Here is a 16,548-nt window from a genome sequence, read left to right as displayed (position 1 = left end):
GAGCATCTTGCTCGCTGCATTGAGCATCTTGCTCGCTGCATTGAGCATCTTGCTCGCTACCCATTCCCAATTTAAATGCGTGACAGCTTAGCGAGCAAGATGCAAAGCCTGCGGCATGGCTTCGCTAAACGCACTACAAGGATGAGAGCCATTATTGTTAGGTTTAAATACCAAACAGCTTACTGCACAGCTTGAATCGCCGCTTCTGCATTCACCAAACCCCGACCGAAGAAATAGTCCTCGGCGGAACTGGGTTCAGGAAATACTAAAAATTCTGGTATTTCTTCGAGTTTTTCCCCAGTCAAACGGGCTTGTTGATAACTTTGATAAAGATCCTGTTCTGTTTCCGTTAGCGTTAATCCCTGATAACTAGCTGTTTCTTCCAACACATCCATAATTCGCTCTCGATTTAGGGTATTATTTACCCCTTTCATTAAAGCCACTACCCCAGATACAGCAGGTGCTGCAAAGGATGTTCCCTGAACTTGCACATAGTTCCCCAAGGGATCAAGAGTAGATCCCCAAGCATAGTCAGGTTTAGTTATTCCTTGCCATAATGATGATAATCCAGTCCCCCCGGTGGTTAAAATACCCCCACTCAAACTGCGACTGATATCTCCACCGGGAGCAACCAAATCTAACCCTTTGCCATAATTACTATAGGAACTGCGCTCACCTTGTATATTCGTCGCCCCGACAGAAAGAACTTGGGGAATAGCCGCCGGGAAACTAATTCCAGACCGATTTTCATTTCCGGCTGAAGCCACAATTACCAGTTGAGGATTTGCCTCTAAAACACTCAAGATTTGTTCATTTAATTCTTGATGAGGCATTAATCTGCCTAAACTCAAATTAATTACATCAGCATCTCGTGCCGCCGCGTAACCAATCGCTTCAATTAAAGTGATGGAATCTATTGCACCATTTAATCCAAAGACGCGAATCGGTAAAATCTTTGCCCTGGGCGCAACTCCAACAATTCCGCTTTTATCTGGAGAATAAGCCGCGACTACACCAGACACCCAGGTTCCATGAAATTCAGATGTAATCTTACTGCGAAAGTATTGTTTAATTGAATTACCCCTCTCACAAGCAGAAGCATCAGGATTGTTCTGAGCTAATAGTAAAGCCATCTTTTGATACTCTTCCACCATTTCCTGACAAGATAGCTCAAAGGTATGCCGAAAATGGGGCTGAATAATATCCCGTTCATTCCGACTCAATCGAGTATCGGGATCGCCTTGTCCAGAACTGGAAAAATCCCAACCCTTGACCTCACCGGGGAGTTTGTCGGGATAATGATCTGTGGTATAAATATTGTTGGCTAAATCCTGGTGATCCCACTGGATCAAACTGTCAATCACCGCAACCACAACCCCATCCCCACCCTGGCTGGCTTGCCAAGACGCGATCGCGCCAATATCGGTACGAGGTAAAAATTTGCCTCGTTGCGGTGTACTATCTAAATGCCACAGTAGAGGTAATAAAGCAGTTGAAAAGGGAGTGTCTTTGGGCTTAGGTAAACGAGCAAGGCGTTGTTGCAGCAGTCGCTCCGGGTTGAGGATTTCTCGGCTATAATTAATCAGGTTTGTTTGGGGAAGAATTTGATCCGAAATTGCTTGAATAAAATTCGGTGTCGCTGACTGAATCACACTGACTTGATTGAGTTGATTAGCAACGGTGATTATTTCTGTCCCTGATGCCGATTTCGACCGGGCGACATAGCGATTTTGACTGAAGCGGAGGGGACGAATGATTTCTAAGTTCTGCTCGTTCAACACTTGTTGCTTCTGGGTTTCGGATGTCCCTGGTGCAAAACTAATGACTATTTCATTGGGGAGAACAATCAAATTTTCATTCTCCCTATCCTCAGATTCCCCTTGGTTGAGAACGGGTAAGGTTTCCTCAACATAAGGCTGTTGTTGAATCTGATTGGTTAACAACCGGGTAGACGTTCGTACCCCAGCCGGAAGCCGCACTAACGCTAACTGATTACCGAGAGGATCAACTTGTAAATTGGTATTCGGTTGTAACGTCGAACCTCGCCCTTGAATTCCCCTTGTGGTTAAATCGTCTTGGAGTTGCAAATATAGGGGTTTATTCCCTCGCTGCTGAATGGCTTTGAAGCGAACCGCCAGTACATCGTTCCGTAGATTTAGGGGAATTTGTTTGCCATAGAATGAGTAGGATAGTGCTTCAGTCGGCTGGGTTTGAGCCAGAGACGGTTGAGGATGTGAACCTAGATTGTCAATGTTCCACAAACAGGCTGTGATTAAAATGGCAGATACAAATCGCTTCATCTTGAGTATCCTTGTATACGCTACTATGTATCTCTACTTCTGGAGTAGAGAAGCTTATGCAAATCAGAGAGTAGAATTATAAATTGTAGTCGTAGGGTGCGTTAGGCGCATTGGAGGATTAACGTTTATTATCTCAACCCATAAGCGCCGTAACGCACGTTCGTTCGTAGTAAGGGAACCTTAGCCCTTCTTCTGTTTAGGCAATAGTTCGGTGGGTTTCGACTTCGCTCAACCCACCCTACGGTTTGAGACAATTTTGGGAGTTAATTCCACTCGCCTTGTAATGTAAATGCTGCCCAATAATAGGGTGATTTCCATTGGGTTTCCTGCTGCATTTGTAACTGCGTTTCCCGCAACGCTTGGGCAGGCTTCAATCCATCATTTAACATTAACTGATAAAATCGGGTCATAAACTCCGCCGTTGCTGCATCATCCACATTCCATAAGCTTACCACTAAACGCGGCGCCCCCGCATACATAAACCCTCGCGTTAAACCCACTAATCCTTCGCCTCGGATTTCTTCTCCTAATCCTGTTTGACAGGCACTTAATACCACTAATTCCGCTGGCAGATTTAGGTTAAAAATATCATGGAGACGTAAGAAGCCACTTTGGGGATTCCCTTGTTTATCCACTAAGGATAACACCACACCGGATAATTCGGGCGCTTCACTATTGAGAATTCCGTGAGTGGCTAAATGAATGATTTGATAATTTTGCAGTTGGGGATTGTCGATAAAGTCACGATTGGCATCAAAGTCAAAGGCGTTAACTTGGGTGGCTGATGCTACTAAATTGAGAATCGCTTCGGCTTCAGTGCGCGTTCCAGGGAGGCGATTTAATTCAATGTCAGAAACGCGAACGGAACGGTTGAGTAAGAGTTGGTTTAAATCCAGTTCTGTGCCTCGGCTTGAGGCAGTTTTGAGGCGGTTATCATTATCCATGAAAACCGGATCAGCCAGAATCGCTAATTGTTGGGGTGCTTTCTGGCGTCCGTTAATTTGGTCACGAATAATCCCTAAGGTGGAACTGGAGGGTAAGTTGACCAGTTCGTATTGATTGATTAGGGGAGTAGGAGTATCGGTATCGGCAGTTTCCGGAGTGGCTAAAGCAGCAAAAGGAATGTATTGTAATGCCCCATCCGCGACAACGACAATGCGTTTTTTGGTTAATTGTTCAGCCACTTGTCCGAACAGGAGTTCACTCAGTTGTGCCACAGAATTTAAGTTATCACGGGGAACAACTTTAGCAATGCCTCTGGGATTGCCAATTTCATAACCGGGAATTTGTAAGAGGTTATAGAAACGTCGGGCGAGGGTTTCAATTTCATCTCCGGGAGGAAGTTGATAACTGGTAAGGCTATCTTTGGTGACTGCCCACAGATAACTATTCTCCTCTCCTAATGAATACTGTAATAGAATAGTGTCTTCATCCAGAATCTGTTGTTGAACTTGTTCTAAGGTTAGGGGTTGGGGATATTTCAGCGCGGCGTATTTGGGACTTGTCGCCCGGATTTGATCTTGCAGTTTTTGATAGTCGGCTAAAAGTTGTTGTCGTTGTTGTTCAATGGCAGTTTTTTGGGCTGGAGTTGATTCCGGATTACTATAGATTTCAATCCGTTGTTTTTCCGTTGCATCGAGTTTAGCGTTTAAGGTTTGTTCTTGTTGCAGTAAGTCAGGATCTACACCTTCTCGGATATTAGCATTGGCTTCGGTGAGTAATTCTAAGAGGGTTCTAGCGCGAGAACGTTCACTGATGTGGAAGGCTTGTTTATCGTAGCCTTGATCCGGGTTTTGTTGATGCAATTGCATCAGCAGGTCGATGTAGAATTGGTAATAACCTTGTACAGTGGCAAAATAGGTTTGGCGTAGTTCCGGACTAGCTACTTTAGTCCGTAGTTCTTCAATAATCTCAATCGAAGCTTGCATTTGAGTTAACGCTTGTTGGAGATTGCCTCGGCTTCTTTCTGTAACAGCGATATTGAACAAAGTATTCGCTTCCCCGGCGCGATCGCCCACAGCCTGGGATAAGGGTAAAGCCTGTTGCAAGTACTCCAATGCTTGTTGGTTGTCTCCTAAGGCAAGATAGATACCACCAATATTATTCAGGGTGTTTGCTTCCCCGGCGCGATCGCCTATAGCCTGGAATAAAGGTAAAGCTTGTTGAAAGTACGCTAATGCCTGTTGTTTCTCTCCTAAATCAGAATAGACCAGACCAATATTATTCAGAGTTGTTGCTTCTCCGGCGCGATTACCCACAGCCTGGATTAAGGGTAAAGCCTGTTGGAAGTAGTCTAATGCCTGTTGTTTTTCTCCTAAGTCTGAATAGACACCACCAATATTATTCAGGGTGGCTGCTTCTCCGGCGCGATCGCCTACAGCCTGGATTAAGGGTAAAGCCTGTTGGAAGTAGTCTAATGCCTGTTGTTTTTCTCCTAAGTCTGAATAGACACCACCAATATTATTCAGGGTGGCTGCTTCCCCGGCGCGATCGCCCACAGCCCGTCTTAAGGGTAAAGCCTGTTGATAGTAGTCTAATGCCTGTTGTTTTTCTCCTAAGTCTGAATAGACCAGACCAATATTATTCAGGGTGACTGCTTCTCCGGTGCGATCGCCTACAGCCTGAATTAAGGATAAAGCCTGTTGGTAGTAATCTAATGCCCGTTGTTTCTCTCCTAAATCAGAATAGACACCACCAATATTAGAGAGGATTCTTGCTTCCCCTTCACGATCGCCTACAGCCTGGGATAAAGGTAAAGCCTGTTGGAAGTAATCTAATGCCTGTTGTTTGTTTCCTAAGTCTGAATAAACACCACCAATATTATTCAGGATTGAAGCTTCTCCGGCACGATCGCCTACAGCCTGGAATAAAGGTAAAGCCTGTCGGTAGTACTCTAATGCCTGTTGTTTTTCTCCTAAATCAGAATAGACACCACCAATATTATTCAGGGTTCTTGCTTCCTCTTCACGATCGCCTACAGCTTGAGATAAGGATAAAGCTTGTTGTAAGTAGTCTAATGCCTGTTTTTTTTCTCCTAAGTCAGAATAAACAAGACCAATACTATTCAGGGTTATTGTTTCCAGGGTGCGATCGCCCACAGCCTGGGATAAGGGTAAAGCCTGTTGGTAATACTCTAATGCCTGTTGTTTTTCTCCTAAGTCTGAATAGACACCACCAATATTAGAGAGGGTTGTTGCTTCCGTGGCGCGATCACCCACAGCTTGAGATAAGGGTAAAGCCTGTTGGTAATACTCTAATGCCTGTTGTTTTTCTCCTAAGCTAGAATAGACAGCACCAATATTAGAGAGGGTTGTTGCTTCCGTGGCGCGATCACCCACAGCCTGAGATAAGGGTAAAGCTTGTTGATAGTACTCTAATGCCTGTTGTTTTTTTCCTAAGTCATCATAGATAGCAGCAATATTATTTAGAGTTGTTGCTTCTCCGGCGCGATCGCCTACAGCCTGGGATAAAGGTAAAGCCTGTTGGTAGTACTCTAATGCCCGTTGTTTCTCTCCTAAGGCATGATAGACACCACCAATATTATTTAGAGTTGTTGCTTCTCCGGCGCGATCACTCACATCCTGATATAAGGGTAAAGCTTGTTGGAAGTACTCTACTGCCTGTGGTTTTTCTCCTAACTCATGATAGACACCACCAATATTATTTAGAGTTGTTGCTTCCCCGACGCGATTGCCTACAGCCTGGAATAAGGGTAAAGCCTGTTGGTAGTACTCTAATGCCTGTTGTTTTTCTCCTAACTCATGATAGACCAAACCAATATTATTCAGGGTTATTGCTTCCCTGGCGCGATCTTCGAGTTTTCGATAAAGAGGTAAGGCTTGATTATAATAATCCAACGCTTTTTGCTTGAATCCTAATAAATCATGAGTTCTACCCAGTATCAGATGAATAAAAGCCTCTTTTGATTGATCCCCCACTTCACGCCACAGAGGAAGCGCTGTTTCCCATTTTTCGATCGCTTGTTGCAGTGATTCGGCTGTCCCTTGTTGAAAAAGTTGCCATCCTTCGTCAGAAAGTCTTTCGGCTTCAGCGCGTTTGCCGGTTTGGGCGATCCTTATCGGCGCTATTTCTCCAGCGCGTTTTGGTAGGGATAATCCCGGATCTTGTCCCACCGCGACGATGAAAACACTGCTGAAGATGGTGATTACAGCATGGCAGGAATAAACCAACCATTGCCGAGAAGTTAAGGGTGGCTTGAGAAAATAGGTTTGACGTTTTTCTGTTGGCTGTTGTTGTTGGTAATGCATCCGTTTACCTTCAGTTTGGCATCGAGTTTTGAGACATTTGCCCCTTACCACCCTTTATGTCTGGACAGGTTGAGGTTATGCAATTATGTAGAGACGTAGCATGCTACGTCTCTACGTCCCCATTTTCACCTACCCAAGGATTTATCCCTACCTAGCAAACCGTTCTAATAATTCCTGACGAGAACGAGTCAACAGCAAAGGAGTCAACTCTTGATGAGGTAACTCTAACATGGCTGCGATTTTGTCGGCTAATTCGGCATCAATTTCCCCAAACCTTACTCTCAGCAGGTTCTCCACCTTTTCTCGCCCCCCTTCGCTTAATCTCAGATCTCGCCCAGAACCCTCGCCAAACCACAGTAATAACTCTTCGGGGGAAAAGTTCAACAGTAGACGAGTCAACACATCTGGGGGTAACTGTAACATCGGTGCGATGATTGCTTCTAATTCGGCATCAATTTCCCCAAACCGCACTCTGAGAAAGTTTTCCACCATTTGCCGCCTGCCTTCTTGTAAGGTTTCTTCCCGCCATTTAAAATAAGCTGGTGATAAGTTCATGATCAACTCCCGATCTGCATTACTTAATGTTTCACTACTGCCCACATTGATGCGCCAGTTGGCTAGTATTTCCAGGATATTGCGCCGTCGTGGGTTCTCTTGGGGTAACCCGACTAATTCATCAATTGCCTGTTGCTGTGTTCTCCTTTTTCCTAATACTCTTAACCAAAGTGTATCTTGATTTACGGGTAATTGGTTAATCGCGACTAATGCTGTTCTTTGAAACTCCGGTAAGAAGTAAACCCCTTCTCCCCAATTCTCATCCTGACTCAACTTGGCGCAAAATCCGTTGAGTAAGCGTTGAGAACAAGAGGGCGATAGAATCCATAAACGGGGGAAATCCGCTTCTGGTAGAGGACGATTGATTATTTAATATTTTGAATTGCTAGCCATTGGTTATTATTTGTTTTTATAGGAAAAGGCGATTGAAATCGCTGCTACACAAACCAAGTCCGCCTGCGCGGACTGGATTACTGGATTATAAGTAGCCAAGCATGATTTGGTATCAGTTGGGTTTCCTTGGTCAACCCAACCTACAAGTTAACAGGTTCAATTGCAGTTACTGGAATGCTGCTCTAAATGTTGACGTTTTAATTCAAAACACACGACGGCGGCGGCAGAGGCGACGTTTAATGATTCCGCTGGAAATTCAATTGGAATTGATACCCAGCTATCAATTAATTGGTGATGATTGGGATGAATTCCTTCGGTTTCATTTCCGAGTACAAATACGGAAAAGGGAGAAAAGGATAGGTTATAGAGTGTTGAGGTGGCTGTGCAGCTCAATCCATAAATTGTATAGTTTACTTGACGCAATTGCTGGAGGGCGTCAGATAGTTCAGCACAGCGCAGAACTCTGGTATAAAATGCTGTACCTGCTGAAGCTTTAATTACTAGGGGATTCAGGTCAGGACATCCTTTTCGGGGAAGGATAATTCCGTCAAATCCAGCGGCTAGGCAAGTGCGGATGATCATGCCGACATTACTGGGATTTTTGACGCCATCTAACGCTAAGAATTTGCGGGTTTGGGGTTTCTGGTTAGGGGGATGAGATTGTTCGCGTTCTAAATAGGTGGATAGGGCTTCCATCGCAGGGGGAATGACATCGACAACGACGCCTTGATCATGACGACCGTTGCGCGAAATTCGGGTAATGTATTTGGGGGATTCTCGCGAGATTTTGACACCGCGTTGTCTGGCTTGCTTGATGATTTCGTCAATGAATTCTCCTCTGGCATTATTGGCAATTAAGAGTTTATCGATAATAATATCTGGCTTTGATAAGGCTTCTAATACGGGTTTTCTGCCATATACGGTAATGAATTTATCTCTGGGATGCTTGGTTTGGTTATTTGTCATCGTTAGGTTGGACTTTTTTTACTTGTTCAGGACAATGAGGTTTGATCAGATGCCTGTTATCATCCACGAACAAGGCGACTACGGGAGGCAGAGCCTCAAGAGAGGCATTCCCTTCTCAGACCTGGGAACGAGAGTGAAAGACCTAGGAACGAGAGTGATACCGTAGGGTGGGCACTGCCCACCAGCCTTAAGGAGCGTGCCATTCTGCTTAACGGGGAATCGTTTGCTGCTGTGCCACCCATTGGTCATGCAGCCATTTTTCCGTTTGTCGTCGTCCCAAATTGGTTGACCAGATGATGTCCCGTTCAAAGGTGATAATCTGCTCCTGTGGTCCGACAATTACCCAGAAATAACTGCCGTCGGCTGGATTGTAACACTTCACCTTCATCCCGGTGATGGTAACGGTTTGGGCTTCCCCAGTCTCCTGACGGATCTGTATTTGTTCGTCATGGGGCTTAATCCACTGAACGTCCATTGAGTTCAACAGATCCGGAGCATTGTCTTGCAGATAGGCGATCGCAGCTTTTTGGGCGCTTTCTTGGTTGGGAAGATCTCCATGACTTAGCTTGGCATCCATCCAGGTGATTCCCTTGAGCCGATTGCTATCCTGCGACACTACCACACTCAAGTGTTCTCCATAGAGTCCCTGATTCTGTTGATCGTCTCGTTCATACCGGAGATGCCAAACGGCTTCGCCATCCATCGTGACGGATTGACTGGTGGTGAGAATGAAGCCGCTGGGAATCTCTACCATTTGCTCAATTTCAGCCAGTTGGTTCGCCGGAATAGAGGGGTTGAGTGATTGGGTGATCATGCTTTGCTGTTCGGGTTGTACGTCTTTTGATTTATCTAGGGGTGAGTTCTGTTGGCTGGTTTGGGGAAACTGGCTAGCACCCGTCAATCCTAGGGAAGCGCCAATACCTACAACCACAGACAACAGAACCAGTACATGAGTGGTTTTGATCATGATTCCTGTGAAACGGCTTTTGTTTAAGCAATTAATATTTAATATGCTAAATAAATTTCAGTCTGTCAAGTCACGGATTGGCGAACCTCCGAGTCAGCGCAGGTTAAGACGGATTCGTTCAAGCAACGTCTGTAGGCTATGCCGATCCTGCTGGTTCAGAGATGACATCAACTCAGCCACCCGGCGATAATGATCGGGTAGAACCTTCTCCAGCAGCGTCTCTCCCGCTTGAGCGAGTCGAACCACCATGACTCGGCGATCGCGGCTATCTTCTTCCCTCGTCACCAGATTGGCTTTTTTCATGCGATCGACTACCCCCGTGATTGAGGCGCAGGACACTCCCGTTTTCTCTGCGAGTTGGGAAATATTCAATCCATTGGGATTTCGCGCTAGCAGAATTAGGATGAAAAATTTCCGCTGGGAAAGACCGTAATCTGATAAGTAATCCTCCAGATAGGATACAACTTCACCGGAAACGCGCATGAGGGTTAACCAGGTTTGTAAGGCGCTGATGTCTAACTCCGGAAATCGTGCGGCGAATACCTTTAGTGTCTCGGAGTTGGGAAAATCTTCTAAGTCTAACATGGATTTATTTCTCTATTATCGGGCTTGACGTTACCACCAAAATAAGGCGATTTTGCGGGTTTGTAAATGAGGATTGAAATAAATTGACTTGAATCCGCCTGATTAATTAACAGGTTTAAACTGGATGTAAGCCCTTTGTCCATTGGGTCACTATTCTCCCTGTTTATTCGGGTTGGGTTGGTTGCACCGTGACCGACTTCCTGATTTAATGTCCTTAACAAAGAAAACGTTTTTATCCCGGTTAACCAGTCGCGTCGCTGATTCATCCCCTCTTAAGTCAACAGGATCATCCCATTGTCATAGGAGCGTCACAAATGTGTCACATCCACTGACTAGAGTGTAACTAAGTGATATTGATTCACTCCTCACACCTCAAAACCATGCTCTGTTCTCTTCCCCTTAGGATAGAGGGCATTTTTCTATATTTTCACTACTTTATAAGTATTACACCTCTAATCTAATTCGATAGTTAAAACTCTGATAAAACGATGGCTACTCTTGATCAACGTCGTCCCCAAAATGTTAAGGGCGATGTTTATGTGGATGAAACTTGTATTGATTGTGATACCTGTCGCTGGATGGCACCAAATGTCTTCCGTCGGGTAGATGAACAATCAGCAGTTTATCATCAACCCACGAATGAAGCTGAACGGTTAGCGGCGATGCAGGCGTTGCTATCGTGTCCTACAGCTTCGATTGGTACGGTAGATAAGCCCAAGGATATTAAAGATGTTCAGGATACGTTTCCGATTCCGATCGCGGATAATGTTTACCACTGTGGGTATCATGCGGAAAGTTCTTATGGGGCGGCGAGTTATTTGATTGTCCGGGATCAGGGGAATATTTTAGTGGATTCGCCTCGATTTACACCAGCGTTGGTTAAACGGTTAGAAGAAATGGGGGATATTCGCCATAATTATCTTACCCATCGCGATGATATTGCCGACCATAAAAAATTTCGAGCTCATTTTGGCTGCGATCGCATTCTGCACCGTGATGATATTACCGCCAAGACTCGCGATGTGGAAATTCAGTTAACCGGGGATAACGCGATCGCACTCTCCCCCGATTTGTTAATTATCCCGGTTCCGGGTCACACTAAAGGTCATACTGTTTTACTCTATAAGCAACGGTTTCTCTTTAGTGGGGATCATCTGGCTTGGTCTGACCGCCTGCATCAACTCCATGCCTTTCGCCATGTCTGCTGGTACTCCTGGTCAGAATTGCTCAACTCGATGCACCGTCTGGCTACCCATCAGTTTGAGTGGGTACTTCCAGGACATGGACGGCGGTATCATGCAGATAAGGAAACCATGCGTCAACAGATGCACAAGTGTATTAATTGGATGGAAACAGTACGCTAATAAGTAGTTTGTCAAAACACTGATTTCACGGATTTATTGGAGAGAGTGGGGTGGGGAAGTGAGAGGTTAGTGACACTGATTTCACAGATTTATGGGAGAGAGTGGTAGGGAAGTGAAAGGTTAGTGACACTGATTACATTTAGTGACATCAGGGTAAAATCTCCCCCAGCTCCCTCTGCTCCCTCATCTCCCTCATTCCCTAAGCCATGACTGATGACTATATCCAACCGCCTAATATTCGATCAGCTTCTGTTCTGAGTCAGCAACTCAAATCCGTTTCTAAAATCGCCACTCATGCTGGATCACCGTTGCCGCGTTTTATTGGTCGAAGATGACCCCGATGACATCGAGAAACTGAAAAACCTGATAACTAATGCCAAATCTCCATCGTTTAGCAGAGGATTTGAACTGGTTTGTGCTGAGACACTAAAAGAGGGACGAGGTTATTTGGCGCAAGGAGGTATCGATGTAGTGCTATTAGATTTAATGTTACCCGATAGTCGAGGGATGGACACCCTCAGACAAATGCAGCAAACAGCATCCGATGTACCGATTATCGTCCAAAGTGTTCTCGAAGATGAGCTAGTTGTGGTTAAATCCTTAGAATTGGGGGCTTGTGGGTATTTACCCAAGGCGAAGCTGGATACCAGTTTACTCGTCTACGCGATTCGCGCCGCCCTGGAGCGACGATATCAACTGGCTGAACTCGAACACCATCAGCCGCAGCAAGAGCTGGAAGAGCTAGAAAAGTTAATCACGGGCGAGATGAACCCGACGCCAAAATCTTCCAGTGTCGAACCCCTGCACCAGAGAATGCCCGATGTATTGGAGGAACTCAGGCAACGTTATGGTGATTTAATGGAATGGGCATTAGAAGAACGTGTCTATAAAGTTGACCATCAGCTATCTATGCATCTAACTAATTTCGCCGAACAGTTAGGGTTACTCCAAGCCTCTCCCCGTGATCTGATCGAGCTACATACGACAACCTTAAAACAAAAAAGCCAAGGGGTGAATCGACGTAAGGCACAAGCCTATACGACAGAAGGACGATTTTTACTATTGGAAGTTATGGGAAACTTAACCGCTTACTATCGAAGATATTTTATTGGATTGAGTAAAATCAACTTAGGAAAAGATGCTAACAAGTCCAGTCCGTCATAAAAATAAACAGTATGGTCAAGTCCGTGATTACTCTAGCATGTGTGAACGATATCGGCTCAAACTTTATGTGACCGGAGATACCCCCCGATCGCAACGTGCGATCGCCAACTTGTATCGACTCTGTGAGCAGGAACTGCCGGGTCAATATAAAATAACAGTGATTGATGTTCTCAACTCTCCCCAACTGGCAGAAGCGGAACATATTTTAGTCACCCCGACCTTAATTAAAGAATTCCCCAATCCTGTCCAGCGAATCGTGGGAGATTTGTCAGACAGTCAGACTGTTTTCTGGGGATTAAGTATCGGTGTGGATCAGCAAAAATATTGAGCCATCTCACCTAAACTGCTATTCTAGATTGATTGTCCCAGTTTACACCAATATACAAAGGAATGAGCCAACAGCAACAGTCAGGTTTTATTGAAAAAGTTAAAACAGGAATTTCTGGCTTTGATTTATTAGCTCAAGGGGGATTACCAAAAGGTCGCACTACCTTAGTGGCAGGTACAGCAGGTAGTGCGAAAACGATTTTTGCCTGTCAGTTTCTCGTCGAAGGAATTAAAGAAGGACAAAACGGCGTCTTCGTCACCTTTGAAGAATCTCCCCGAGCTATCCGCAAAAATGTGCGCGGGTTTGGGTGGGATATTGAAAAATGGGAAGCTGAAGAAAAATGGGTATTTGTTGATGCGTCTCCGCAAACCGGAAATAGACCCTTAATCAGTGGTGAATATGATCTCGGTCCCTTGCTAGCTCGCCTGGAATATGCCATAGAAAAAGTCCAGGCGCAACGGGTTTCTATGGATTCCTTGGGAGCGGTTTTCTCTTATCTGCCTGACGTCGCCCAAGTACGCGGCGATTTATTTGATATTGCTTGGGCGTTGCGAGAACGGGAAATTACCTCAGTATTAACCTCAGAACGTACTCAGGAATACGGAGACATCAGTCGCTATGGTGTAGAAGAATTTGTCGCCGATAATGTCATCATCCTACGAAATGTATTGCTTGAAGAGAAACGTCGCCGCACGATTGAAATCCTTAAATACCGAGGCACTCCTCATCAGCATGGTGAATTTCCCTTTACGGTTTTGCCGGATCAAGGCATTGTGGTTATTCCCTTCACAGCGACCAAATTAGAACGAAAATCGTCAAAAGAGCGAATCACATCGGGCAATGCTGAATTAGATAGAATTTGTGGGGGTGGTTTTTTCCGCGATTCGATTATTCTGGTATCGGGAGCTACAGGTACAGGCAAAACATTAACGGCAACCGAGTTTTTAGCAGGAGGTGTCAACAATGGAGAACGTTGTTTGCTGTTTGCATTTGAGGAAAGCCGGGATCAACTCTTTAGAAATGCAGCCGGTTGGGGTATTAATTTCGAGCAGATGGAACAAGAGGGTAACCTGAAGGTTGTATGTCGCTATCCGGAGGAAACTGGACTAGAAAATCATTTAGTCACCATGAAACAAATTATCGAGGAATTTCAGCCACAACGGGTGGCGATTGATAGTATCTCTGCATTGGGGCAGGTTACTACATCCAAAGGGTTTCGCGAATTTGTCCTGGGACTAAATTCTATTATCAAAAAACGACGGATTACGGGAATTTTTACGGCTAATACGACACCATTCATGGGCAGTATTTCGGTCACTGAATCCCAAATATCTACGAATACTGATGTGATTATATTGTTGCGATATGTGGAAGTTCAGGGGGAAATTAATCGAGTGTTAACGGTGCTAAAAATGCGCGGTTCAAAGCACGATAAGGAGATTCGGGAGTTTTTAATTGACGATAAGGGCATGCACATTGGCAGATCCTTCCGCAACGTTACGGGTATTCTCTCGGGTAATCCAAGTTATGTGAATCAGAATGAACTTGACCGCCTCGGTGGTTTATTTGAAGATGGTTAAGGGATGCTGGGGGAGCAGGGGAAGAAGATTACCAATGAACCATCAACAATCAACAATCAACAATCAACAATGAACCATCAACAATGAACAAATGACAAATGACAAATGACTTAAACCTCTTAATTCTACAAGACTCTTCTCTAGCAACAGATCAGATCCTGTCGCGGTTATCTGAAGTTGGGCTGACTGTGACGTGGCAGCGCGTCAGTACAAAAGCGGAGTATTTGGAGTACCTAAATCCCACTATTGACCTGATTTTAATTGATTATCCCTTAGCAGAATTTGATGGGATTGAAGCAATTTCCTATTTGCAAGAACAGGAGCTGAATATTCCTGTAATTGTTATTAGTCATAGTAACCGTGTGTCTATCGCTGTCGATTATATGAAAGCTGGCGCAACTGGCTATCTGCTTCATGAGCAACTGGCACAGCTTTCTCAAGTTGTGAAGCAGGCATTATATTCAAAGAACTGTGAATCCAAAGTTAAAACACAGGATACTGTTGATTCTGCGGATTTAAAGCAACAGTTACAAGCCCAAACCGCAACCGTGGCGAAACTCTCAGAACAATCCCAACAGGACAATTTAGAAAAGGAACAGATAAAAGCGGCACTCGTCAAAAGTGAGGCACAGTTTCAGGTTTTAATCTCCAAGAATCCGGATGGAATTATCGTGATAGACACTGGGGGAATTGTCCGGTTTATCAACCCAGCCGCCCTGTCACTCTTTAGTCGTCAAGAAGACGAACTCTTGGGTCAAGTCTTGGGCTTTCCAGTCGTGGGCGAGGATAACACGGAAGTGGATGTGCGGACAGGGACTGGGGAAAATCGAGTGGCTCAGATGCGTGTGGTACAAATTGAGTGGCAAGGAAAGGAAGGCTACCTGGTTTCCCTAAGAGACGTTACTCAACAAAAGCGAGTGGAAGAAGAGAGAATTCATCTCTTAGAAAGAGCCGAAGCCGCGAATCGGATTAAAGATGAATTTCTGGCGATCGTATCCCACGAATTGCGTACTCCCCTTAATCCGATTTTGGGCTGGTCAAAACTGCTGCGGAGTCGAAAACTTAATCAGGACAAGGTAGACAAAGCCTTAGAAACAATTGAACGAAATGCTTCCTTGCAAGCCCAATTAATTGATGATTTACTGGATGTTTCTCGGATTTTACGTGGCAAGTTGAGCCTGCAAACCTTGCGGGTAGACTTGGTGCGGGTGATTCAAGCGGCTATCGAAACCATGGGTTTAGCCGCCGCCGCCAAGTCGATTGAGATTGACACCCAATTGGATTCAACGGTGGGATTTGTGTCGGGTGATCCCAACCGCCTCCAGCAAGTGGTGTGGAATTTGCTCTCCAATGCGGTGAAATTTACGCCTAAGGGGGGACGCATCACGGTGCGATTACAAGAGATTGATTCCCAGGCGCAAATCCAAGTCAGCGATACGGGTCAGGGGATCAGTCAGGACTTTTTTCCTTACATCTTTGATTATTTTCGGCAAGAGAATAGTACGACAACCAGGAGTGTTGGTGGGTTGGGATTGGGGTTGGCAATTGTCCGCCACTTGATTGAACTGCACGGGGGGAGAATTGAGGCTGAAAGTGACGGAATTGGACAGGGCGCAACATTTACGGTTAGGTTACCTCTAATGTCAGATTCGCCAATTAATCCTCAGAATTCCTCGCCAGAGGATGAGGGTTTAGATTTAACTGATGTGACGGTACTCCTGGTGGAGGATGAGGTGGATACGCTCGATTTGCTCACCATTATCTTGGAAAGCTATGGTGCAACGGTTGAGGGGGTGACTTCAGCGAATCAGGCGCTTGCTTTATTCTCTCAAGGGCAACCTGATGTGTTAATCAGTGATATTGGCATGCCCGGAATGGATGGCTATGAGTTAATTCGCCAGGTGAGAGATCTACCCCCTGATCGCGGTGGGTTGGTTCCGGCGATCGCACTGACGGCTTATGCGGGAGAAACGGATCACGAACGGGCGTTATCGGCTGGCTTTAATCGTCATCTCTCCAAGCCGATTGAACCGGATCAGATTGTGGATGCGATCGCGAATTTAGTTAGGGTTTGACCT

General features: G+C 45.3%; 11 protein-coding genes. 5 read left to right on the top strand and 6 right to left on the bottom strand.

Going from position 1 to position 16,548, the window contains the following annotated elements:
- Positions 1-179: 179 nt before the first annotated feature.
- From ACLFWI_RS03060 to ACLFWI_RS03035, 6 genes are all read right to left on the bottom strand, one after another.
- On the bottom strand, positions 180-2,300 hold the full coding sequence (locus ACLFWI_RS03060; protein ID WP_446411682.1) for a S8 family peptidase: 2,121 nt from the start codon (positions 2,298-2,300) through the stop codon (positions 180-182).
- Positions 2,301-2,563: 263 nt separating this feature from the next.
- Positions 2,564-6,568 (bottom strand): tetratricopeptide repeat protein, encoded by a 4,005-nt coding sequence (locus ACLFWI_RS03055; protein ID WP_446411681.1) that lies wholly within the window; start codon positions 6,566-6,568, stop codon positions 2,564-2,566.
- 147 nt (positions 6,569-6,715) lie between these two features.
- Entirely contained in the window at positions 6,716-7,396 is a 681-nt protein-coding gene (locus ACLFWI_RS03050) for a hypothetical protein (RefSeq protein WP_446411680.1), read from the bottom strand.
- A 276-nt stretch (positions 7,397-7,672) separates the two neighbouring features.
- Positions 7,673-8,482, bottom strand: coding sequence for a TrmH family RNA methyltransferase (locus ACLFWI_RS03045; RefSeq protein WP_446411679.1), 810 nt, complete (start codon positions 8,480-8,482; stop codon positions 7,673-7,675).
- Between the two features lie 208 nt (positions 8,483-8,690).
- Positions 8,691-9,449, bottom strand: coding sequence for a hypothetical protein (locus ACLFWI_RS03040; protein WP_446407609.1), 759 nt, complete (start codon positions 9,447-9,449; stop codon positions 8,691-8,693).
- Positions 9,450-9,542: 93 nt separating this feature from the next.
- Positions 9,543-10,034 (bottom strand): MarR family winged helix-turn-helix transcriptional regulator, encoded by a 492-nt coding sequence (locus tag ACLFWI_RS03035; RefSeq protein WP_446407610.1) that lies wholly within the window; start codon positions 10,032-10,034, stop codon positions 9,543-9,545.
- 488 nt (positions 10,035-10,522) lie between these two features.
- Here ACLFWI_RS03035 and ACLFWI_RS03030 point away from each other — a divergent pair, with 488 nt between their 5' ends.
- The 5 genes from ACLFWI_RS03030 (at position 10,523) to ACLFWI_RS03010 (ending at position 16,545) form a co-directional block, all read left to right on the top strand.
- A complete protein-coding gene (locus ACLFWI_RS03030; protein ID WP_446411678.1) occupies positions 10,523-11,398 on the top strand; it encodes an MBL fold metallo-hydrolase in 876 nt (291 codons plus the stop codon).
- Positions 11,399-11,692: 294 nt separating this feature from the next.
- Positions 11,693-12,562 (top strand): response regulator transcription factor, encoded by an 870-nt coding sequence (locus ACLFWI_RS03025; protein WP_446411677.1) that lies wholly within the window; start codon positions 11,693-11,695, stop codon positions 12,560-12,562.
- Between the two features lie 37 nt (positions 12,563-12,599).
- Complete coding sequence (locus ACLFWI_RS03020) at positions 12,600-12,890, top strand: circadian clock KaiB family protein (protein ID WP_446411683.1); 291 nt, start codon at positions 12,600-12,602, stop codon at positions 12,888-12,890.
- A 62-nt stretch (positions 12,891-12,952) separates the two neighbouring features.
- The gene (gene kaiC / locus ACLFWI_RS03015; RefSeq protein WP_446411676.1) at positions 12,953-14,470 is read left to right on the top strand and encodes a circadian clock protein KaiC; all 1,518 of its coding nucleotides are present in this window, start codon (positions 12,953-12,955) and stop codon (positions 14,468-14,470) included.
- 98 nt (positions 14,471-14,568) lie between these two features.
- Positions 14,569-16,545, top strand: coding sequence for a response regulator (locus ACLFWI_RS03010; RefSeq protein WP_446411675.1), 1,977 nt, complete (start codon positions 14,569-14,571; stop codon positions 16,543-16,545).
- Positions 16,546-16,548: the final 3 nt, after the last annotated feature.

This window comes from Coleofasciculus sp. (assembly GCF_046539235.1).
In the GTDB taxonomy this organism is placed as follows: Bacteria; Cyanobacteriota; Cyanobacteriia; order Cyanobacteriales; family Coleofasciculaceae; genus Coleofasciculus.
The sequence above is the reverse complement of the archived record's forward strand: the minus strand, read 5'-3'. Positions and strand labels throughout refer to the sequence as shown.

What these genes read in the sequence shown, in the direction of transcription:
- ACLFWI_RS03060 (WP_446411682.1), bottom strand. Translation starts at nt 2,300, where the DNA reads ATGAAGCGATTTGTATCTGCCATTTTAATCACAGCCTGTTTGTGGAAC.
- ACLFWI_RS03055 (WP_446411681.1), bottom strand. Translation starts at nt 6,568, where the DNA reads ATGCATTACCAACAACAACAGCCAACAGAAAAACGTCAAACCTATTTT.
- ACLFWI_RS03045 (WP_446411679.1), bottom strand. Translation starts at nt 8,482, where the DNA reads ATGACAAATAACCAAACCAAGCATCCCAGAGATAAATTCATTACCGTA.
- ACLFWI_RS03040 (WP_446407609.1), bottom strand. Translation starts at nt 9,449, where the DNA reads ATGATCAAAACCACTCATGTACTGGTTCTGTTGTCTGTGGTTGTAGGT.
- ACLFWI_RS03035 (WP_446407610.1), bottom strand. Translation starts at nt 10,034, where the DNA reads ATGTTAGACTTAGAAGATTTTCCCAACTCCGAGACACTAAAGGTATTC.
- ACLFWI_RS03030 (WP_446411678.1), top strand. Translation starts at nt 10,523, where the DNA reads ATGGCTACTCTTGATCAACGTCGTCCCCAAAATGTTAAGGGCGATGTT.
- ACLFWI_RS03025 (WP_446411677.1), top strand. Translation starts at nt 11,693, where the DNA reads ATGCTGGATCACCGTTGCCGCGTTTTATTGGTCGAAGATGACCCCGAT.
- ACLFWI_RS03020 (WP_446411683.1), top strand. Translation starts at nt 12,600, where the DNA reads ATGTGTGAACGATATCGGCTCAAACTTTATGTGACCGGAGATACCCCC.
- kaiC (WP_446411676.1), top strand. Translation starts at nt 12,953, where the DNA reads ATGAGCCAACAGCAACAGTCAGGTTTTATTGAAAAAGTTAAAACAGGA.
- ACLFWI_RS03010 (WP_446411675.1), top strand. Translation starts at nt 14,569, where the DNA reads ATGACAAATGACTTAAACCTCTTAATTCTACAAGACTCTTCTCTAGCA.